General features: G+C 59.4%; 14 protein-coding genes. 9 read left to right on the plus strand and 5 right to left on the minus strand.

What is annotated here, in order from left to right; translation table 11 throughout:
- Positions 1-6 precede the first annotated feature (6 nt).
- The 5 genes from icmH to ACXAIC_RS02645 all read right to left on the minus strand — a co-directional run bounded on the left by icmH (position 7) and on the right by ACXAIC_RS02645 (position 7,326).
- Complete coding sequence (icmH, locus tag ACXAIC_RS02625) at positions 7-1,584, minus strand: type IVB secretion system protein IcmH/DotU (RefSeq protein ID WP_475173300.1); 1,578 nt, start codon at positions 1,582-1,584, stop codon at positions 7-9.
- On the minus strand, positions 1,584-2,918 hold the full coding sequence (gene tssK / locus ACXAIC_RS02630) for a type VI secretion system baseplate subunit TssK (protein ID WP_475173302.1): 1,335 nt from the start codon (positions 2,916-2,918) through the stop codon (positions 1,584-1,586). The genes icmH and tssK overlap by 1 nt, the downstream gene beginning before the upstream one ends.
- A gap of 75 nt (positions 2,919-2,993) precedes the next feature.
- Entirely contained in the window at positions 2,994-4,841 is a 1,848-nt protein-coding gene (tagH, locus tag ACXAIC_RS02635) for a type VI secretion system-associated FHA domain protein TagH (RefSeq protein WP_475173305.1), read from the minus strand.
- A 22-nt stretch (positions 4,842-4,863) separates the two neighbouring features.
- Positions 4,864-5,454: a DUF6931 family protein gene (locus ACXAIC_RS02640; RefSeq protein ID WP_475173307.1), complete on the minus strand. Its 591-nt coding sequence runs from the start codon at positions 5,452-5,454 to the stop codon at positions 4,864-4,866.
- A 45-nt stretch (positions 5,455-5,499) separates the two neighbouring features.
- A complete protein-coding gene (locus tag ACXAIC_RS02645) occupies positions 5,500-7,326 on the minus strand; it encodes a type VI secretion system Vgr family protein (RefSeq protein ID WP_475173309.1) in 1,827 nt (608 codons plus the stop codon).
- Between the two features lie 385 nt (positions 7,327-7,711).
- Between ACXAIC_RS02645 and ACXAIC_RS02650 the strand changes: the two genes are divergently transcribed.
- From ACXAIC_RS02650 to tssH, 9 genes are all read left to right on the plus strand, one after another.
- Entirely contained in the window at positions 7,712-8,434 is a 723-nt protein-coding gene (locus tag ACXAIC_RS02650) for an OmpA family protein (protein WP_475173310.1), read from the plus strand.
- Between the two features lie 74 nt (positions 8,435-8,508).
- Positions 8,509-9,792: a type VI secretion system protein TssA gene (locus tag ACXAIC_RS02655; RefSeq protein ID WP_475173312.1), complete on the plus strand. Its 1,284-nt coding sequence runs from the start codon at positions 8,509-8,511 to the stop codon at positions 9,790-9,792.
- Positions 9,793-10,061: 269 nt separating this feature from the next.
- Positions 10,062-10,604, plus strand: coding sequence for a type VI secretion system contractile sheath small subunit (tssB, locus tag ACXAIC_RS02660; protein WP_475173314.1), 543 nt, complete (start codon positions 10,062-10,064; stop codon positions 10,602-10,604).
- Positions 10,605-12,128 carry a type VI secretion system contractile sheath large subunit gene (gene tssC / locus ACXAIC_RS02665; protein ID WP_475173315.1) on the plus strand — a complete coding sequence of 508 codons (1,524 nt, stop codon included), beginning with the start codon at positions 10,605-10,607 and terminating at the stop codon, positions 12,126-12,128.
- A gap of 201 nt (positions 12,129-12,329) precedes the next feature.
- Complete coding sequence (locus tag ACXAIC_RS02670) at positions 12,330-12,815, plus strand: Hcp family type VI secretion system effector (protein ID WP_475173316.1); 486 nt, start codon at positions 12,330-12,332, stop codon at positions 12,813-12,815.
- Between the two features lie 131 nt (positions 12,816-12,946).
- Positions 12,947-13,498: a type VI secretion system baseplate subunit TssE gene (tssE, locus tag ACXAIC_RS02675; RefSeq protein ID WP_475173318.1), complete on the plus strand. Its 552-nt coding sequence runs from the start codon at positions 12,947-12,949 to the stop codon at positions 13,496-13,498.
- Entirely contained in the window at positions 13,495-15,492 is a 1,998-nt protein-coding gene (gene tssF, locus ACXAIC_RS02680; protein ID WP_475173319.1) for a type VI secretion system baseplate subunit TssF, read from the plus strand. The genes tssE and tssF overlap by 4 nt, the downstream gene beginning before the upstream one ends.
- Positions 15,489-17,066, plus strand: a complete 1,578-nt coding sequence (gene tssG, locus ACXAIC_RS02685; RefSeq protein WP_475173322.1) for a type VI secretion system baseplate subunit TssG — start codon at positions 15,489-15,491, stop codon at positions 17,064-17,066. The genes tssF and tssG overlap by 4 nt, the downstream gene beginning before the upstream one ends.
- A 25-nt stretch (positions 17,067-17,091) precedes the next feature.
- Positions 17,092-19,908, plus strand: a complete 2,817-nt coding sequence (gene tssH, locus ACXAIC_RS02690) for a type VI secretion system ATPase TssH (RefSeq protein ID WP_475173324.1) — start codon at positions 17,092-17,094, stop codon at positions 19,906-19,908.
- Positions 19,909-19,921 lie beyond the last annotated feature (13 nt).

The following is a 19,921-nucleotide window of genomic DNA, read 5'->3' on the forward strand; positions in this document are numbered from 1 at the left end:
TCACGCTCAATTGTTGATCACCAGCCCTTTTGCGGGCGGTTTCAAAAACACTTCAACCCGGCGGTTCAGCGCCTTCCCTTCCCGGTTGGTGTTTGGGGCAATCGGCTCATCGGCGCCCCGCCCTTCCACCGAAACCCGGTCCGGTTCCTTCAAAAGCCCTTGCATCACGGCGGCAACGGATTTCGCCCGTTCGACAGACAGGTGCCAATTGGTCGGGAACCGGGGATTGTTGCGAATGGGGTCGCTGTCCGTGTGACCGACCACCAGAATGTCCCCGTCCACCTGATCAAGCGTTCGGCTGACCTGTTCGACCAGAAGCTGGAATTCGGGCCGGAGCGTTGCGGCGGCCACATCAAATTGCGCCCGCATGCGCAGCATGATCGCCGGGCCTTCCTGGGAAATCTCCAGCCCGTCGAGACCGGCCAGCTGGTCCGACACCGCTTCAATCGGCGCATTGGCGGGCGGCTCCGGTGCCGGGGGAGGTTTGGGCTGATAGCCTTCCCGTGCCAACTCGATCGGGCCGGTGGGATACAGTGCGGAGGCACGGCTGGCGACAACTTCGCTGCCGCTGGCCAGCAACAGCATCAAGGTGACATAGCCCCCCAGAAGCAAGGCCCCGGCGACTGCGGCCACGGACCAGACCGGAACAGAAAAACGGGTGCGTTTCTGGATCAGGTCCAGCCCGCGCCAATGGGGGGAGAGGTCATCCCCCGGACGCGGCCGGATCCGCCTCAGGATCTCATGAAGATCCCGGCGCTCCCGCTCCAGCCCCTGCTGCCCGCCCTGGATGGCCCGGTATTTTCCATAGAACCCAAGCGACAGGCAGGCATGCATCACTTCAAGCACACCGTAATTGCGGCCCGGGTCCTGCTTGGCTTTTTCCAGAACCTGAAAGAATTCCACACCGCCGGTGGCCTGACCGAAAAATTGGGTCAGCATGGAATATTGGGTCCATTGATGGCGGCCGGACGAGGGCAGGTTCTGAACGATGTCATCGGACGTTGCGCAGAGCGCATAGGCGGCGGATTGGATCTGATCGTCGGTGATCCCGGCGCTCCGCAAGTCCTTTTCGAAGGTCTTGATGGCGTTGTAGACATCGCGCATCAGTGCATCGAACTGCGCATCCGTCATGGCCAGATGCAAACGCCCCAGAAGCAGGAGCAAGGGAGCGGCGGCCCGGGACACCGGATTGCGGTTCGCCACCTTGATCTGGTTGATATCCGGGGTCTGCGCGAGTTGACCGGCGGCTTGGGGCGCAGCCGCGGCCGCTGGAACAGGCGGCGGGGCGCCAGGAGGAGGCGATGCCGGCGGTGGTGTTCTGATATCGGGAGCCTGTTGCTGACCATATTCATAGCCGGCCGGTGTCGGCGCATAGGGGTCCGGTCCGGAGCCTGGCCCGCCCTGCCAAGGATCCGGGGCGCCTGGAGGCTGGGCATGCGGCGGCGGCACCGGATTCCCGGGCGGTTGCTGCGGATGTGGCGGCTGCGGCTGGGCCGTTTCGCTCCATCGTCCGCCCGGATTTGGCCGGACGATGGTTTTACCCTTGCGCTTGGAGACGCCGAAAGGATCGTCGCTGTCGGGCATCAACGGCCCTCCCGAATGGCGTAGAACTCAAGCTGCAGATCCGGCCAGTTGCCGGAGAACTGCAGGCCGACGGCCGAATCCTGACTGAATTCGCGCCAAAGCGGTGTCGTCTTGTCGAGACGGAAATAAACCCTGTCGGTCAGCGCGCGGATCTGTGCCGGTGGCACCGGCATGTGGATCAGTGGAATGCCCGGCAGGTTGGAATAAACGATCTGGCGCATTTGGCCGAAAGGACCAACTTTAAAGAGGCGCGGAAATTCGTTCTGGATTTCGGTAAGCGGACGCCGTGCGGCCACTTCGAGGACGAAGCTCGCCTGGGAAAACAGGTTGCGGTCGACAATCGTTGACTTAAACGCATTCGGTGCCAGTTGTTCCAGGGGCAGACGGATGGCCCGGCGGTCATACCCGGCCGAAAGGAAGGCCTGAATGTCGGCCAGAACCGGTTTGAAGATGTCATGCAGCCGGTCGTGGTCATAGACAGGATAATTTCGCGCCCGGCGCTCCTCGGTCGCAAAGGTGGCCAGTTCTCCGGCAAGCTGCAGAAATTCTGAATAAAGCCGTTCGGGATGCACATAGGCGGATTTGCGCAAATGCATCAGTTGCGGATGCAGACGGTTCAGCATTTGCAAAGTCAGGTAGTCAAAATTCTGCAGCCCGCCCCCGGCCGACGTGTCGGCGGCATAGCGTGCCAGTTCGCTCAGCTTCCGTTCCACCCAGCCGACCACGGAATCGATCCACCCCGTCACCACCGGATGCACATGGCAGGCCAGCACCGGCGGCGCAAATGTGCCATCTGTGATCACGATCCGGTCCTTGATCTCCGTGATCCGCGCCACCGGCAGGCAGACATGGCCCGGATGGGGCGTGGACCGGATGGAGTAGGTCAGCCTCGGATGGGCGACATCGATTTCCTCCTCCTGACGAATGGCGGAGGTGGAATCAATAATCGTTTCACGGCCCTGAATATACCGGGTTGCGGCATCCTCCCGGCCATCGGCCACCTCAACAGCATTGACCGTGGTCTCCGGAAGGCCGAGCCAGACAATTTGCCCAGCGGCATCTTCCGGCACATCTATGGCAGGCGGCGGGGTGCCGTCCGCCGGAAAGTTGAACACTGTTCCGTCAGGGAAAATGCCGCGCCCCGTGCGCAGGGCAAACCGGCACTGCTGGCCGACATCCTGGTCGATTTCAATGTCTGAAAACCCCCAGGGATAGGGAGATGCGAGCCGGACCCGTTCATCCAGCAGATGTTCCGCATAGCGGTCGCTCTGCTGCAAATGGTGCGGCCTCAAAAACAGGCCCTCGGTCCATGCTACCTTGCTATACCACGACATAAAGGCATTGCTCCCTTGCCTGATGCGGCGCCTGCGCGCGTCTGAACCTTCAAAAAATCACTTCAAATACCGAGATCACGCTTCCGGATCTTCGCTCGACAATTCTTCATAACTTTCGGTGAAATACTGGGTGAAAACGCCGACAAGCCCGTCGTCATAGGCTCCGGACAACGCGCTCCAGCGTTCCTGCATCCGCTCCCACAACTTGGCTTTCTGATTGCCAAACGTGCTTTTGGGTGCCTGCGCCTCCGCCTCGATAGCCTTTGGTGACAAGGTGTCGTCAAACCGCCCTGCCGCCTTCTGCATGGCCGCATAGGTCCACACATGGTGCTTTTGAATGTCCTTGAAGGCCGCCGACATGGCCTTGGACATGGTCAGATAACCGTTTTCTTCCACATTGGCGGACAGCATGGTCTGCAGGGCCATTTGCGGGGTCGGAGAAAACTTAAGGGCATTGTTGCCCGACCGCCCGATCAAGGTTCGGTTAGTGTTACGGGTCATAGCCTTGACCTGGCTGCGCGCCTGCAGAAGGCCCATCATGTCCCCAGTCACGCCTTGCAGCAGGGCGCCCAGCTCCCGCGCAAAGTCTTGCGCATCTCGTCCCGCCAGAACGGTATCGGGAATTCCGGCACCTTCGGCAAATGCTTTGAGGAAATCGACTTCCCCGGCCGGCGCTGGTCCCTGGTTCACAGAAGCCTCAGGAACCGGGTCCGCGGCCGTTTGCGCCTGGAGCAAAGATGCGTTTTCGGCTTTGACGTCCGACGGGCTTGCAGGCTCCGCAGCCGCGGTGGTTTCAATGGCTAGAACCGGTGCAGTTGCGTCCTGTTGCGAAGTCGGCTGCGCGTCAGAAGCGGCGTCTTTTTCCTGCTGACCAGTGGACCCCGGCCCGTACGGAAAAGGTGTGTCCTCCGCTTCGAAGGGGGCAGAGGGTGCGGCTACGCTCTCAGGAAACGGACTGGCCTGAGCTCCCAAGGGCACATCGGACGAAGCTGCAGGCAGAGGCGGTTCCGGCTCTTGTGAGGGTTGTGCATCTGCGGCGCGCGCTCCTGCGGAGGCCTCACCTGGTGTGTCCGCAAAATCCGGCATCTGGAACAAAGGCGCTGGCGGTGCCTCCGCGAGGGGTGCCGCTTGCGGCTGGGGTTGAACAGGGTCCTGCGGCGGCGGCGGAAAATCAGACTGCGGGTGCAAATTCGGCTGCGGCGCCAGATGGTCCATCGGATCTGCCTGGGCGGGCCGCACCGGCTCCCGCTCCTGGGGCTGTGCCTGAGGATCATAAAGCGCGGGGTCCGCGCTGCCCCAGCCATGGCTCTTCTGGTTCCAGACATCATCGGCCGGGGTGCCAATACCAGGTGTCTGGGACGGCGGTGCATGGCGGCCTTCCATGCCTGCAGACGGTGTGTCCCAGGGGCTCGGCGCCCCCTGCCCAGGATACGGCGCAGGTGCGGCTGGCTGGCTCGCCGGCCATTGGGAGGGAGGTGCTGGCGGAACAGCTGCAGATGGGTGTGCCACCGGCGCGGGCGCGCTGGACACCGGAGACTGCCATGGTGCAGACGGTGCCGGAGCCGCCGCGCTGGCCGAAGGGACCACCCCGGCGCTTGGCGCTTCCACCGTATCAAGCGTGACCGCGATGATGTAATCGCCAATCATGAGCCGGTCGCCGCTGCGCAAGGCATGCGCCTTATCCATCCGGTTGGGGCTGCCATTCACGAAAGTGCCGTTGGTCGACACGTCATAGAGGACAAACTGGCCTCCTTCATACCGGACTTCGCAGTGTTTTCCTGAGACCACACGCTGAGGGTCCGGCAAGCTCCAGTCCAGATGATCGTGCCTGCCGATGTCAAACCCCCGGTCGGAACAGGAGTAAGACACCTGCCCCCCGCTCTCGAGCCGGTCCACATTCTCAATCTGGAGCGTGATCCGCATTCCAGCTTCTCTCCCGTGTTGGTCAGATCTGGGCCTGAGGCTGAAGGGTGACAACAGGCATGACACCGCCCTCGGCAAAGGAGAGCCCTGCGGTCAGGCAGGCCTCCAAGGCAGCTTGCCGCTCCGGGGGATCATAGGCTGCCACGGTGATCTGAACCGCTGCATTGACTGCCTTTGCGGTCAGGTCCGGCGGCGCATCGACACGGTATTCCGGATTGGGAGACAACGACCCACCGGACCAGCTCGCCGCCCGCCCGATCCACAGTGAAGCACTGTCGCCCATGCTGTCCTCCGCCGCGTGATAGACCGCAAGCCGGGCGTCTTCGTCGCCCTCGCGCACCCAGGCCTCGCTCAGTTTCAGCAGGTCGAGATCCGCCGCGCTTTTGGTCCGGTCGAGCCCTTCGACACATTTCATCCCCCACCAGACGGCTTCCGGTTTGGGCAAAGCGTGGGCGAAGAACGGGATGGCCGTAACCGGATTCTCGCCACGGGCCAGTTCCCGCGTATATTCCTGCGCTGTGACATGACCTGTGGCCGGGCGGACGGTTTCGGCCAACTCCGGAAACGTTTCAAAGACCTGAATTGCCTTGGTAAAGCGGATACGGGATCCCATTCCTCTTGCTCCCTGGTCAGACCGTGTTACGCGACTACCCTTGCGTCAATTAATCAGAACAATTCCGCCTTTCACAATATGCGTGGCTGATCCTTCTACCGTCGTCATAGTACCCTTCGCATTCAAGGTTGCTGAGGCCTTAACGCTAATCATCAGCGATTCTATATCAATTGACGTTGGTGTCATAACGATCTTGCTCTGCCCGCATTTGAATTCGATCTTGGTGCCGGCCTCAACAGTCCACTTAATCCCGATATCTTCTGTCACATTACGGCCAACCTTCTCGGTCCGGTTGACGTCGATCTTGGTGTCCCGGTTGTTTTTGACATGGAGGGACTCATCGTTTTCGATCACGGTCTCCATATCCTTTTGGGCATGCACACCGATTTTCTCCTGGCCCTTGGTATCGTCCAGCACAAATTCGTTGTAGCCGCCGCCGCCTGTTGTCGAATCCGACTTGATACCGGCCTTGTTTTTCTCACCCGGCAAGTCGTAAGGCGGCATATTATCGGCGTTGTAAACTGTGCCGATCACGATCGGCTGGTCCGGGTCGCCCTCAAGAAATTGAATGATGACCTCATGGCCGACCCGGGGAATGTAGATGCCACCCCATTTCTTGCCGGACCACACCTGCGCAACGCGCACACGGCGGGACTGGGTCTTGTCCCGGTCCCAGTGGAACTCGACCATGATCTGCCCGTATTCATCGACATCGATCTCCCCCTGGCCGACGACCTTGGCGGTCTGTGGGCCGGGAATGCGCGGTTTCGGCGTTCTGGCAGGGGTGCGGAAGGGAATATCGGACGACAGCACATCATAGGTGCCGGTATAGGCTTCCCCCTGGCTGCCACTTTCGCCAGACCTGTAGCTTTCGGCGATGATCTGGTGGCTCGCGCGCACAACCAGATATTCCTTGTTCTGCGGTCCGTGCGGATGATCCTTCAGAGTGAACAAGCCGCCCGCAAAAAGCCGCGGCACTTCGCCAGCCGCATCCACGCGGTTGTCGGCCGCCTGCTCCGCCTCCAGGCGGATATTGCTGTATTTTGTGCCCTTGTCCTTTTCCGTGTAGCGGCCCGGATAGTCGTAATGTTCCAGAGAGCCGGCCCGGTAAGAAGATCCAGCATCCTTGTCCGCTTCCAGAGAAGCGCCCGGTTTTTTAAAATCATAGTCGTTGACGGCAAATTTACCGATCCGGAACTTGCGGCCCGGAACCCAGTGATAAAGATGCTCTTCATCCCTCTGGCTATCGCCGCCAAGGGCAATGAAGGGAATATTCGCATCGCCTTCAATCGGGCTGTAGGAGGATTTGGCATCAGCCAGCACCATCTTGTGCTTGCCGTCGGAATGTTCAAAGCAATAGGAGATCCCGAATTCCTCCATCAGCCGGCAGCAAAAGTCATAGTCCGACTCCCGGTACTGCACGCAATAATGGATCGGATCGTAGCTCTCCGTCAGCTTCTGCTGGAAATCGGAAAAATCATGGGCACCCAGCACTTCTGAAATAATGTCCGGTGCCGACTTATCCTTGAAAATCCGGCAATTCGCCGTTTTGGTCAACAGCCAGAACCAGGGGCGCAAGGTGAGACGGTAGCGGTAGTAGCCCCCCGTGTGGCCGATCCATTTGCTGTCTGTTAGCAGCCCGTCAAAATAGCGGTTGTCCCCATTGTTGGTGACCACCTTGACCGTCATGTGGGTTGCAAGCGCCCGGTCGAAATCGAGATCCTCCTGCTGGCTGATAACTTCCAGCCGGATTTCGAACTCGTCACTGACCGCCTCGTCACATTCCAGAGTGACAAGGGAAAGCTCATCTTGCCCGAAGACCGTCTTAAGCTCGGCCATCCGGTCTTTTTGCTTGAGTTGTCCTGTGGCCACGGAAATCTCCTCGGAAAAAATCTGTTCGGCGATGACTGCCAAATGCGGCCGCCTGACAATTACCTATGACGCTTCAGCCAGAAAGGATGTGCTCAGGAACACAAATCATGCAGATAATCTAAACGGCGATTTCAAAAATTACCAAGCGTTATAATTTCGATTGCCCTAGGGTTTTTTCTCTCCAAGCTTTTCACGGCACGCTCTTAACCAACTCACTAAAATCTCACACTCTTCTCCTCTTGCTTATTCGAAGCAATTAGACATACTAACGCTGAAAGCTATTTTAGTGACTTGCACCACATAAAAAATTTTCGGTTCTGGCACGATCCATTTCAACGCTTATTGCGAACACCCCGAAACACCCGCATCCGGGAGGATTGACATCGTGACCCATCATCCCCTTACCCCCAGCCCCGCCCGCGCAGGCTTCAAGGCACCACACCTGAAGTACAGAACCGCTTTGGCTGCGGCTGTTCTGGCTGCGACGCTCGCACTTCCGGCCGCTGGTACCTCCCTTGCCCTGGCACAGGATGCAACCTATTCAGCCGAAGAGGTGAGCCGCCACTTCAAGCAGCTCAAGACCCGTTCGCTGAAACCCACCGGCAAGACCCGGGCCCTGTGTATCGGCACCCGGGATGAGTGCAATCCGGCAGGCGCCAAGGCAGAAGGTGGCCAGGTGGCTGTCACTCCGGAGACCCCGGACGCTGCAGCCGACGGCCAGCAGGCGGCGGAAACGCTTGTTGTCGACCCGGATACAAAGGCGATCAGCGAAGGGTTCAATCTTCTCGTCTCGTTTGAATATGCGTCTGCGCGCCTGAGCCCGACCGCAAGGTCGAATTTGCGGGAGTTTGCCAAGGGCATTGCCGACCCGGATCTGGCGAGCGCCGTCTTCGTGATTGAAGGCCATACCGACGGCATCGGCTCACTGAACTACAATCAGCGCCTCTCCGAGGACCGGGCCCTGGCTGTTTCCGAATATCTGGTGTCGCTGGGCGTCGACAGAAACCGGCTCAAAACCATTGGATATGGCAAGACGCGGCCGAAGGTTGCCGACATCAATGACCCGGTCAACCGCCGCGTCGAAAGCAAGCTGGTCTTTGAACAATAAGACATTTCTGGATGACCCCGTGCCGGGCCCAATGGGTTCGGCACGGGACAATGATGTGGGCAGGAAACAGGCATATGAACCTCGATCCGGACACCTATGGTGTGGAACTTTCGCCTGGAATTGGATGCGGTCCGGATCTTTACGATACGGAGCCGGCCTTTGCCGCCATGATGGATTCATGTGAGGAGCTGCTGCCGGAACGGTTTGGCGACTTTGACCGGTCCGAAATTGATTTCACCGATATTTTCAAGCAAATGGAAGGCTTTCTGAAGCAGTCCCGCGATCTTCGCCTTCTGGTGATGCTCGCGCAATTTGCGCTTTTGAGCGGCCAGGTGGGCCTGTTTGCCAATGTGGTCAGAACCATCCGCAAGCTGGCTGAAAACCATTGGGACGAGGTCCATCCCCAGGACGCGGATTTTGGCTTCATGGAACGGATCGGCGCACTGGAAGCGCTCAACAATCGGCCAACAGTTACCTTGCCTTTGGAAGCTGCCCCGCTCCTGAAAACCCGCAGAAGCGGGCCGATCAGCTACCGGGCCATCCGGATCGCAACCGGCGAGGTTAGCCCGCGCGAGGACGAGCATACGATTTCCCTCGGCGCGATTGAAGCCGCCCTCACTTCCGGCGAACTGGAACAGGACGTCATTGACGAGGTCATGAAGGATCTCTCAGATTTGCCCGGGGAGCTGTCAGCCATCTGCACGATCTGCGCGGAAAAACTGTCCGCAGCCAGTGCCAAAGCGTCGCCACCCAATTATGAGGCGCTGGCCCAGCTTTTGACGGAAATGGGCGCCGAGTTGAAGATCAGGCTTGGCCGCCAGACAACGGACGCGCCGGAAGAGACAGGCGATGAGCCCGGCGAGACAACCACGGCTTCGGCAAACACAGCGCCGTCCAGCCCGCTGGAGATTCAGAATGCCGCGCAGGCCAAGCTGATTCTGGACGCGGTGGAAGAATATTTTGCGTCGCGGGAACCTTCCCACCCGGCCCTCTTTCTGGTGCGCGAAGCACGCGGTCTTGTCGGCAAATCCTATCTCGACGCCCTTAAGATCCTGATGCCGCGCCGATTTGATGAGGTCGCCCTGCTGCTCGGCGCGAGCGGCCTGCAGCTGTCCAATGACAGACTGCTGGAACTCAACGAGGGCGAAGACCGTGATCTGGGCAGCATTGACGATTTTTCCGTCATGGTGATCGAAGAGCGCAACGATGCCATCAAGGGCATTTCCGCCGTCAAAGGCTATTTTTCCGCCAATGAACCGACTAGCCCTATTCCAATGCTTCTGGACGAAGCTCAGAACATGAGTTCAGGATCGTTCACCGGCCTTCTCAATCTCTTCCTGAGACCCGAGGATGAGTAGGACCGTCATTTTCGTCAAAACAAATTACTTTCCCTAGAGTTCTGATTCTCCACCTTGACACGCAGGCCCATAAGGTCCTCAATACTTTGGAGAAAAATTGTAAAGCGCGCATCATGTGACTGCGATCACTTTATGGACAGTGTAACTGGAGTACATAAATCTCAACAAACCGAAGCGCAGATTAAATAAAAACAGTTTTCAAAATGCCTGCGCAAATATTTGACTGAATTTGATACTTTTTTAGATCAAGAATACGAAAGGAAAGTACCATGGCATCAAGTAGCGGGCAGAGCTTTATCAAGCGAAACAGACCGCCTCGGGTCCATATCTTTTATGAAGACCCCTTTGACGCGGAACAGAAGGTCGAGCTGCCCTTTGTGATGGGCATCATGGCCGACCTGTCCGGGGACTCCCCCGGGGTCGAAAAGGCCGATGTGGACGAGCGCAAGTTCCTTGATATCGACATGGACAACTTCTCCAAGCGCATGGAGGCTATCGAGCCTGGCACGTCTTTCACCGTGGAAGACAAATTGTCAGGTGACGAAAACTCCAAGATGAGTGTTCAGCTGCGCTTCAAGAACATGGACGACTTCACCCCTGGCAAGGTCGCCGAGCAAGTACCGGCGCTGAAAAAGCTGCTGGATGCGCGCAACAGCCTTGCCGCCCTCAGAACCATGATGGACGGGCGCGTTCAGGCGATCAGTCAGCTGGAGGAGCTGACCCGTGACCCGGCGCTTATGCAGGCCCTGGCCCAGAAGATGGAAGCAGACGGCGCGGCGTCTTCGGAAGACGGCGATAAAGAGGAGGCGTAAATGAGCAACACCGATACCAGTGCTCAAACGGCCGGTGCAACCGCCGGCGAAGCGGCAGGTGAAAAGAGCCCGGAAGAATTTGCTTCCATTTTGAAGCAGAATTTCCGCATCAAGAGTGAAAACGACACGGCCAATGAACTGGTCGACAACGCCATGACGACGTTCCTGGCCGAGGCCCTGTCCGATCAGGCGCTGATCAAGGATGATGTCTACGACACGATCGACGAAATGATCGCTAAGCTGGACGAAAAACTGTCTGCGCAGGTCAACGAGATCATCCACGCGCCGCAATTCCAGACCCTGGAAAGCGCGTGGCGCGGCATTGACTATCTGGTGCACAACTCGGAAACCGATGCCAGCTTGAAGCTGCAGTTCCTGAATATTTCCAAGAAGGAACTGGCAGGCGTCTTCAAGAGCTACCGGGGTGCCAAGTGGGACCAGAGCCCGCTGTTCAAACAGATCTATGAGGCAGAGTTCGGCCAGTTGGGCGGCCAGCCCTATGGCTGCCTCGTCGGCGACTATGAATTCTCCTACGATCCGCAGGACATCACCGTTTTGCGTGGCATGGCGAAGATCGCATCCGCCGCCCATGCTCCGTTCCTGGCTGCGGCCAACCCGCAGCTCATGCAGATGGAAAGCTGGACAGAACTGCCGTCCAAACGTGATCTGTCCAAGGTGTTCGATACGGAGATCCATGCCCAGTGGCGGACCTTGCGGGAATCTGAAGATGCCCGCTATCTCGGCCTGTCCCTGCCCCGGGTCCTGGCCCGCCAGCCGTATGGTGCCAAGTCCGACCCGGTGGAAGAATTCGCCTTTGAAGAAGAATTCGGCGACGACAGCCACGACAATTATGCCTGGATGAATTCCGCCTATACGATGGCCTCGAATATCAACAAGGCCTACAAGGAATATGGCTGGACCGTTCGCATCCGCGGCGTGGAAAGCGGCGGCCTGGTGGAAGACCTGCCGACCCATGTGTTTGAAACCGATGACGGCGGCGTCGATCAGAAATGCCCGGCGGAAATCGCGATTTCCGACCGCCGCGAACACGAGATCTCGCGCCTCGGCCTGATCCCGCTGATCCACCGCAAGAACACCGATCAGGCCGCCTTCCTTGGGGCCCAGTCGGTTTTCAAACCGCGCCAGTTCTCCGGCCCGGACGGCAAGGACGCAACCGCCTCGGACAATCTGTCCGCCCGGCTGCCCTACATGTTCGCCACCACCCGGTTCGCCCATTACCTGAAAGTGATGGTGCGCAACAAGATTGGCTCCACCAAGGAATCGGCTCAGCTGCAGCGCTGGCTGAACGACTGGATCATGGATTATGTCGACGGCGATCCGGACAATTCGAGCGAAGAGACCAAGGCCCGAAAGCCGCTGCGCGAGGCGAAAGTCACCATCATCGATGACGAGGAAAACCCGGGCTACTACCGGGCCCAGTTCTTCCTGCGCCCGCATTACCAGCTGGAAGGCATGGATATTGGCATGAGCCTCGCCTCTCGCATTCCGCAGGACGGCAACTGATGGTTTTAAAAATTGCCGGGCGGAGGTTTCCCCGCGCGGCAGGCATCCCTCTCAGGATGCAAACCCGGGCTAACCGGGTGGAGGTGCACGTGACGCAGAAGCGTCAAGGGGTTTGGGCTTGCGAGTCCAAGAGATGTCGAAAATTGAAAGCACCATGCCGGACATTTCGGCCGGCCGTGTCTAGCAAGAGGAATTTTTAAAATGGCTGTTGATTTTTTTCTGAAACTTGAAGGTATCAAAGGCGAAAGCCAAGACAAAACCCACAAGGACGAAATTGACGTTCTGTCCTGGTCCTGGGGAGCCTCGCAATCCGGCACCACTCATATGGGTTCCGGATCCGGCTCCGGCAAAGCCCACTTTCAGGACCTCAGCTTCACGATGTATGTGGACAAGTCGACGCCTCCGCTGTTGAACAACCTGGCCACCGGCAAGCACATCAAAAGCGGCTGGTTCTATTGCCGCAAGGCCGCCGGAGACAACCCGCTTGAATATGTAAAGCTCGAGATGAAAGACATCATCGTGACCAGCTATTCCACCGGTGGCAGCGGCTCGGAAGACCGCATCACTGCGAATATCACGCTGAACTTCGGTGAGTACAAGATCATCTACACCGAACAAAAGCCGGACGGTTCCAAGGGCGCTGCACCGGAAAGCGCATTCGATATCGCCGCGAACACGGTGGTCTGATCCAGCCCTTCACCGGCTGCCTCCCCGAAAAGGTGGCAGCCGGTTCATTTTTGAGGAACGGCAGTTGCTCGTGACCCCGCACGCTGCCGTTCTTTTTCACCAACATGCACCGGGTCCGCGTGGGCATTGGGATGGCAAAGTCTGACGCAAAGATGCACTCGCCGCTCATGTGGGCGTTCCGGGCCATGGATGATCCGGACTACAGAGCCGCGCAGGAGCGCCAGAAGCAGGAAGCAGAAGGGAGCGCGCTCAAGTCGGGCCGCCGGCTGTCCCGCTCTTATGGTATTTCCGAGCAGACACTCCTGTCCGAAGTGCGGCGGGACCTGCAGGCGCTCCTGAACACGGTGAATTTGCACTCCACCCAGGACCTTTCCGACTTTCCGGAAGTCCAGACATCAATCCTGAATTTCGGGCTGCCGGACCTCTCCGTTCACGTGGTCGACACGATCCGCATCGAACGGCTCGCCGATGACATCCGGCAGGCTCTGATCCGCTTTGAACCGCGCATGGACCCGCGCACGCTCCAGGTGACCCGGGACGACAGTGTGGAAAGCGACACATTCAAAGTCCGCTTTGTGATCAAGGCGGACATCCGCTGTGATCCGGTACGGATCGGAAGCGAGTTCATTGCCGATGTGGACCCGGCCTTTGGCAGGATCAAGATAATCGGGGCAACCGTATGAACCGGGAATTTCTCGATCTCTACAATCAGGAACTGACCTACCTGCGGGAACAGGGCGCAGCATTTGCGGAAACCTATCCGGCTGTAGCCGAACGGCTCGGCGGACTGCTGGAAGACCGCTCAGACCCGATGCTATCCGGCCTGCTTGAAGGCACCGCATTTCTGGCGGCCCGCGTGCAGCTCAAGATGAAACATGAGTTCTCCGAATTCACCTCCAACCTCTTCGAACAGCTCTACCCTTCTGCCCTTGCGCCGATCCCCTCGATGGTGCTGGCCCAAGTCACCCCGAAATATGGCGACGCCAATCTCAGATCCGGCATCCGTATTGAGCGCCACGCGCCCATGGAAGCTGTGTTCCGGGAACGCCAGGGCGAAGTCCGCTGCCGGTTCACCCTGACGGCGCCGGTCGTGCTGACCCCCTTGCAGATCACCGCAGCGCGGTATTTGAGTTCAGCGGCCCAGGTCTCAGGGCTTGGGGCCGACATGGCCGAAGACCGCCGGGTACGTGCCGGGCTGGCGTTCACCCTCACCCACCGTATGGCCGAGGACCCGGACAATGAAGTCTCTGCGGAGGACGCGCTCAAGAAACCGGAATATCAGGTTGCCGGCTGCAGGATTGACGACCTGCCCGTCCGCCTGACCGGCCCTCTGGATCTGGCGGCAAAGGTCTATGAACAGATCTTTGGCCATACGATCTCTGTCTATTTGAGAACCGAAGACGCGTTCGGCCAGTCCTCCCTTCAGAGGCTTCCCGGCACATGCGTCGAGCAGCTCGGCTTTGATGAAGAAGATGCGCTGCTGCGCAATGACCGGCGGCTCTTTATCGGCTTTGATTATCTGCGCGACTATTTCAATTTCCCGCGCAGTTTTCTCGGCTTCCGCCTGACCGGCCTCAGGCGCTATATCGACCGGGTCAAGGCCAAATCGTTCGAAGTGGTCTTTGTCTTCGATGAAGCGGACCCGCGCCTGCCCTCCCATGTGGACGCCAGCATCTTCTCCTTGCACACGGCCCCGGCCGTCAATCTGTTCGAGCGGGCGACCGACCGGGTGCCGATCAAGAAGGGCCAGCACGAATTCGCCGTCATCACGGACCGCACTCGTCCGCTGGACTATGAGGTCCATTCTGTCACGGAGGTGAACGCGCATTTTTCCGGCGGCGAAAAAAGAGCGGTTGAACCGCTCTACAGCGTTGCACCGGATACGGAAAAGGCTGGTCACGAATGGTTCTACACCATCCGCCGCCTGCCCCGGCGCCAGTCTTCCAGCGAGATGCGGCGGATGCAGCCGAGCTCTTATGTGGGGACAGAAACCTTCATCACCATTTCCAGCGGGGCTCAGGCCGCCGCATTGCTTCAGAGCGGTGACAAGAGGTTGGCGGAACTCTCACTCAAAGTCATGGCGTCCAATCGCGCCCTTGCGGCCGACCTTCCCGTCGGCAGCCATCAGGACAAGGCAGAAATCGGCGACTTCCGCCTTCTGGATGATGTCGGCCTCAAGGTAGACTGCGCAGCAGGACCGACCGCTCCGCGCCCGCCGCTCCTGTCCTACAATGAAAGACTGGGCGAAGAGGGCCATGCCGGCGCCATTGCCTGGCGGCTGATCAACATTCTCGCCCTCAATCACACCGGCTTGGTGCATGATGCCGCCGGGCAGGACGGCCGCTCTTTCCGGGACATTTTGAGCCTGTTTGCGCCCCTATCAGACAATGCCTCCGACCGCCAGGCCCAGTCCGTTCGGGCGGTCTCCACCCGTCCCGTTGTGCGGCGGCTGCAGCAAAAATCGGGAACCGGCGTGGCCCGTGGCCTGGAAGTGACCGTGACCCTCGACGACAAGGCCTTTGAAGGGGCAAGCGCCTTTCTGCTCGGAGCCGTCCTTGACCGGTTCATCGCCGAATACGCGTCAATGAACCATTTCACCCAATGCGTGATTGCCACCACGGAACGCGGAACAATCATGAAATGGCCGCCCAGGATCGGCGCAAAAGGCATCCTATGAGCGAGCACGGCGACAAGGACGGCACGACCGAAGTCATCCTGGACAGACAAGCTGCCCGGGACGACAAGACTGTCATTCAATTTGGCGGCAGGGCTGCCCCCTGGCCTGAAGATCAGGACATGGAATCTGCTGGATCGCCCGATAAGACCGTTGACGATTTCAACGGAAGCGATACGTCTTCAACGCCGCTCCTTGAAGAGCCGGGTACGACTTCATCGCCTGGGCAAAGATCGGATCACACGAAAACCCCGGACACAACGCCACACGATTTTATCGCAAACGATGAGATCGTTGAAGCTTCGCCCGCCAGCGAAGGCACTGCACCGCCCACTGGAGAGAGGAGTGAGAAAAAACAAGACCAGAAGGCGGCTGTCCCAGAAAAAGAGCCCTCTGAAGACCAGGAGCCGCCGCATGCGGCCCGGATCGAGGTTCCGGTCCAGCAGCAATACGCCTCTCTTCTGGCCGCCCTCAGCGAGCAGGTACAAAAACATCCTGGCGGCCACGACCTTCTGGCCGTCCTGCGCATGCTGGAAGGCCAGACGGCTCCGGGCTTTTCCACCCCCGGACTTCATCCGGAGATAGCTGACGAACCGGCGCCGCCCAGGATCGGCAAGAGCCGCCGCCCCATGGAGGACATTGTCCGCTTCGGCCAGGATCCTTCCGGTGAATTTCCCACTTCGACCATTGAACGTGCAACACGCGATGCCGATGACGGGCTTGTGCTGCTGGAGCGCTTTCTCGGGCTCCTGGGCCCCCAAGGGGCGCTGCCCTCTGCCCTCACAGATGAAGCCCTGATGCGCGGATTGCGCGGTGACGACAGCTTTCCCAGATTTCTGGATCTGTTCAACAACCGGTTTGTGCAACTGTTTTTCCGGGCGTGGGCGGATGCCCGGCCGATTGTTCAGCACGACCGGCCGGATGACGACCGCTTCCTGTCCTATCTGGGCTCCTCCATCGGCCTGGGCGGCCCGGCCTACCAGAACCTTGACAGGATCGACGACCGGCTGAAGCTGCTCTACGCCGGTCTGACCTCCCCTAAAACCAAGAGCGCCGCACGCCTGTCTGCGCTGATCACGGGCATTTTCGGCGTCCGGGTAGAGATTGATCAATGCGTTGGCACCTGGCTACACCTGGACCCGGATGATCAGCTCAGCCTCGGCGGCCTGGGCACCGGTGGTGCCGGCCAGCTTGGCCAGGACACAATCGTTGGCTCCAAGGTCTATAGCGTCAGCGACAAGATCCGCATCCGGATCTTTACCAGATCGCTGGAACAGTACCGGACCTTCCTGCCCCCGACCCGGGCCAGACCCAATATTTGGACCGAAAAGCTCTTTGATCTGATCGATTTCTATCTCGGACTTGAGATCGAATACGAAATCGAACTCGCCTTGCCGAAACGCTGCGCGTCTGCGGTTCGGATGGATGCCAAGCAATCCGCAACGCTCGGCCATATCGGCTGGCTCAAGCCCGCCGGTGAACCTGCGGAAACAGATCCGTTGGCCGATGACGACGACGAGATGCTGACAGATACCCGCTTCCGGCCCGTGCGCCGACACACCGCCGTTTTTCAATAGGTCTCAAATTTGAAAGGCCGATGCCATGAGCGACATTCTGGTTGAAACAGTTGCCAACAAGCTTACGACAGTCAGCTATGACTGCCTGGAAAAAGCCATGCGGCTCACAAAGAGCTCTGGCCACCGCCATCTGGAGACCCTCCACTGGCTCTATTATCTCGCCCGCGATGAAAACACTGATTTTGTCCATATTCTGCGCCATTTCGGCATTGATGTCGGTGCTGTTCACGGGGACTTGCAAAAAGCAATCGCGGACCTGAAAATCAATCAGACCGAATTACCCTCCATGGCTGCCCCCTTTCAGGAGGCACTCGAACGGGCCTGGTTCGAGGGCACGCTGCGCTATGGCGACTACAAGATCCGCTCGGCCTATGTGCTGATTGCCGCCATGGGCGACAAAACCGCCTGGCGCCAGTTCCGCAGTTATTCCCCGGCCCTTGAAGGACTAAGCCGCGATATCATCGTGCGCGATCTGGACAAGATCGCCGGGGCGTCCGCAGAAACCGGCGCACGGCCGATTGACGGGTCCGGACCGAAAGCCGCGGCTGGCGCCCCCGGTGCGGAGGCTGCAGAGGCAGGACCTGGAAGCGGGGCCGGCGAAGATGCCCTCAGCCAGTTCACCGTGGATTTCACCGCCCGCGCCCGCGCTGCGGAATTCGACCCCATTGTTGGCCGCGACGAGGAAATCCGGCAGGTGATCGACGTGCTCATGCGCCGCCGCCAGAACAATCCGATCCTGACCGGGGAAGCCGGTGTCGGCAAAACTGCCATTGTGGAGGGCTTTGCCCAGAAGATCGTCGCCGGAGACGTTCCACCCGCCCTTCTCGGCACGCGGCTCTGCGCGCTGGATCTTGGCCTGTTGCAGGCCGGGGCCTCCATGAAGGGGGAATTTGAAAAACGGTTGCGCGCAGTCATCGACGCGGTCCACGCCTCTATCGTGCCGACCATTTTGTTTATTGACGAAGCCCACACATTGGTGGGCGCTGGCGGCGCCGCCGGGACCGGGGATGCGGCCAACCTGCTCAAACCGGCCCTCGCCCGCGGCACCTTGCGCACGGTCGCCGCGACGACCTGGTCGGAATACCGGCAGCATTTTGAAAAAGACCCGGCCCTGACCCGGCGTTTCCAGCCGGTTCAGGTTGACGAGCCGGATGAAGAAAAGTGCTTTGCCATGGTTCGTGGCCTGCTGGGCCCCATGGAAGAGCACCACGAGGTGCGTATTCTCGACAGCGCCGTGAAAGCCGCTGTCTCACTCTCCCACCGCTATATCCCGGCCCGTCAGTTGCCTGACAAGGCGGTTAGCGTGCTCGATACGGCCTCTGCCAGGGTCAATATTTCCCAGGCAGCCCAACCGGCCCGGCTGTCGGATCTGGCCGCCAGAAAAGGCTTTCTGGAAACGGAAAAGCAAGCGCTGACCAATGACAGCGAACTGGGCATGGAACATCAAGAGCAACTCGACGCGTTGAACGCAGCCATCGCCGAGACAGAGGCCAGCATCGGCACCCTGCGCACCGAGTGGGAAAACGAACGCCAGCTCGTTGCCGCTATACGCCGGTTGAACGCCGCGCTTACAAGCCTGAAGGGCGGCGAGCCCGCACCGCATCCCGAAGGTGGTGAGATCGCCGATCCGGACAGTGACGCGCCCGCACTCGTGCCCATTGATGACATCGAGCTGGATCTGGATGTTGATCTGGAAGATGAAGATGCGATCCGCGCCGCGCTGCACGAGAAACGGGCGGAACTGGCCAAGATCCCCGAGGATGACCGTATGGTCTATGCCTATGTGGATGACGAGGCCGTGGCCAGCATCATCTCCGACTGGACCGGCATTCCGGTCGGCCGCATGGTTCAGGATGAAATGGCCACCATTCTCAATCTGACGGAAAGCCTCAACAAGCGGGTGATCGGCCAGGCCCATGGCTTGGCCATGATCGCCAAGCGCATTGAGACCAGCCGTGCGCAGCTCGGCAATCCGGACAAGCCCATCGGCGTCTTCATGTTGTGCGGCCCGTCCGGCGTCGGCAAGACCGAAACGGCACTCGCCCTGGCCGAATCCCTTTATGGGGGCGAGGACAGCCTGATCACCATCAACATGTCCGAATTCCAGGAAGCCCATTCGGTCTCAGGCCTCAAAGGCGCCCCTCCAGGCTATGTTGGCTATGGCGAAGGTGGACGGTTGACGGAAGCAGTGCGGCGCAAACCCTATTCAGTGGTCCTGCTGGATGAAGTGGAAAAGGCCCACCCTGATGTGCATGAAATCTTCTTCCAGGTGTTTGACAAGGGCTGGATGGAAGACGGCATGGGCCGAAAGATCGACTTCCGCAACACGCTGATCCTGCTGACTTCGAATGTGGGCACCGACATCATCATGAAGGCCGCCAGCCATATGCTGGAATCCCCTGTTTCCAGCAATCCGGACCTTGCAGCCACCGACCCGAACGCCCCGGATGCCGAAGCCCTTGCCGAGGCCCTGCGGCCCGCGCTGCTGGATGTGTTCCCACCTGCCCTGCTTGGGCGGATCGTGACGATTCCCTATTATCCGCTGTCACCATCCATGCTCGGATTCATCATCCGCCTTCAGCTTAACCGGATCGTAAAACGGGTGAAGGAAAACCGGAATGCGGAGCTGAGCTTCGGCGACGATGTGATTGCCCATATCGTCTCCCTGTGCCGGGACCCGGACAGCGGCGGCCGGATGATCGATAACATTCTGACCAACGATCTCCTGCCGAAACTGTCGCGGGCCTTCCTGACCGCCCAGATGAACGGGGACGAGATTGCCAAGGTGGCGATCACCGCCGGGGATGACGGTTTGACCATCGCCCCGGAAACGGCAGGCTGACAAATCACCGCAC

The sequence above is a fragment of the Roseibium sp. AWQ4_254 genome (assembly GCF_056161025.1).

Coding starts and splice junctions, on each gene's coding strand:
- icmH (WP_475173300.1), bottom strand. CDS start 1,584: ATGCCCGACAGCGACGATCCTTTCGGCGTCTCCAAGCGCAAGGGTAAA.
- tssK (WP_475173302.1), bottom strand. CDS start 2,918: ATGTCGTGGTATAGCAAGGTAGCATGGACCGAGGGCCTGTTTTTGAGG.
- tagH (WP_475173305.1), bottom strand. CDS start 4,841: ATGCGGATCACGCTCCAGATTGAGAATGTGGACCGGCTCGAGAGCGGG.
- ACXAIC_RS02640 (WP_475173307.1), bottom strand. CDS start 5,454: ATGGGATCCCGTATCCGCTTTACCAAGGCAATTCAGGTCTTTGAAACG.
- ACXAIC_RS02655 (WP_475173312.1), top strand. CDS start 8,509: ATGAACCTCGATCCGGACACCTATGGTGTGGAACTTTCGCCTGGAATT.
- tssB (WP_475173314.1), top strand. CDS start 10,062: ATGGCATCAAGTAGCGGGCAGAGCTTTATCAAGCGAAACAGACCGCCT.
- tssC (WP_475173315.1), top strand. CDS start 10,605: ATGAGCAACACCGATACCAGTGCTCAAACGGCCGGTGCAACCGCCGGC.
- ACXAIC_RS02670 (WP_475173316.1), top strand. CDS start 12,330: ATGGCTGTTGATTTTTTTCTGAAACTTGAAGGTATCAAAGGCGAAAGC.
- tssE (WP_475173318.1), top strand. CDS start 12,947: ATGGCAAAGTCTGACGCAAAGATGCACTCGCCGCTCATGTGGGCGTTC.
- tssF (WP_475173319.1), top strand. CDS start 13,495: ATGAACCGGGAATTTCTCGATCTCTACAATCAGGAACTGACCTACCTG.
- tssG (WP_475173322.1), top strand. CDS start 15,489: ATGAGCGAGCACGGCGACAAGGACGGCACGACCGAAGTCATCCTGGAC.
- tssH (WP_475173324.1), top strand. CDS start 17,092: ATGAGCGACATTCTGGTTGAAACAGTTGCCAACAAGCTTACGACAGTC.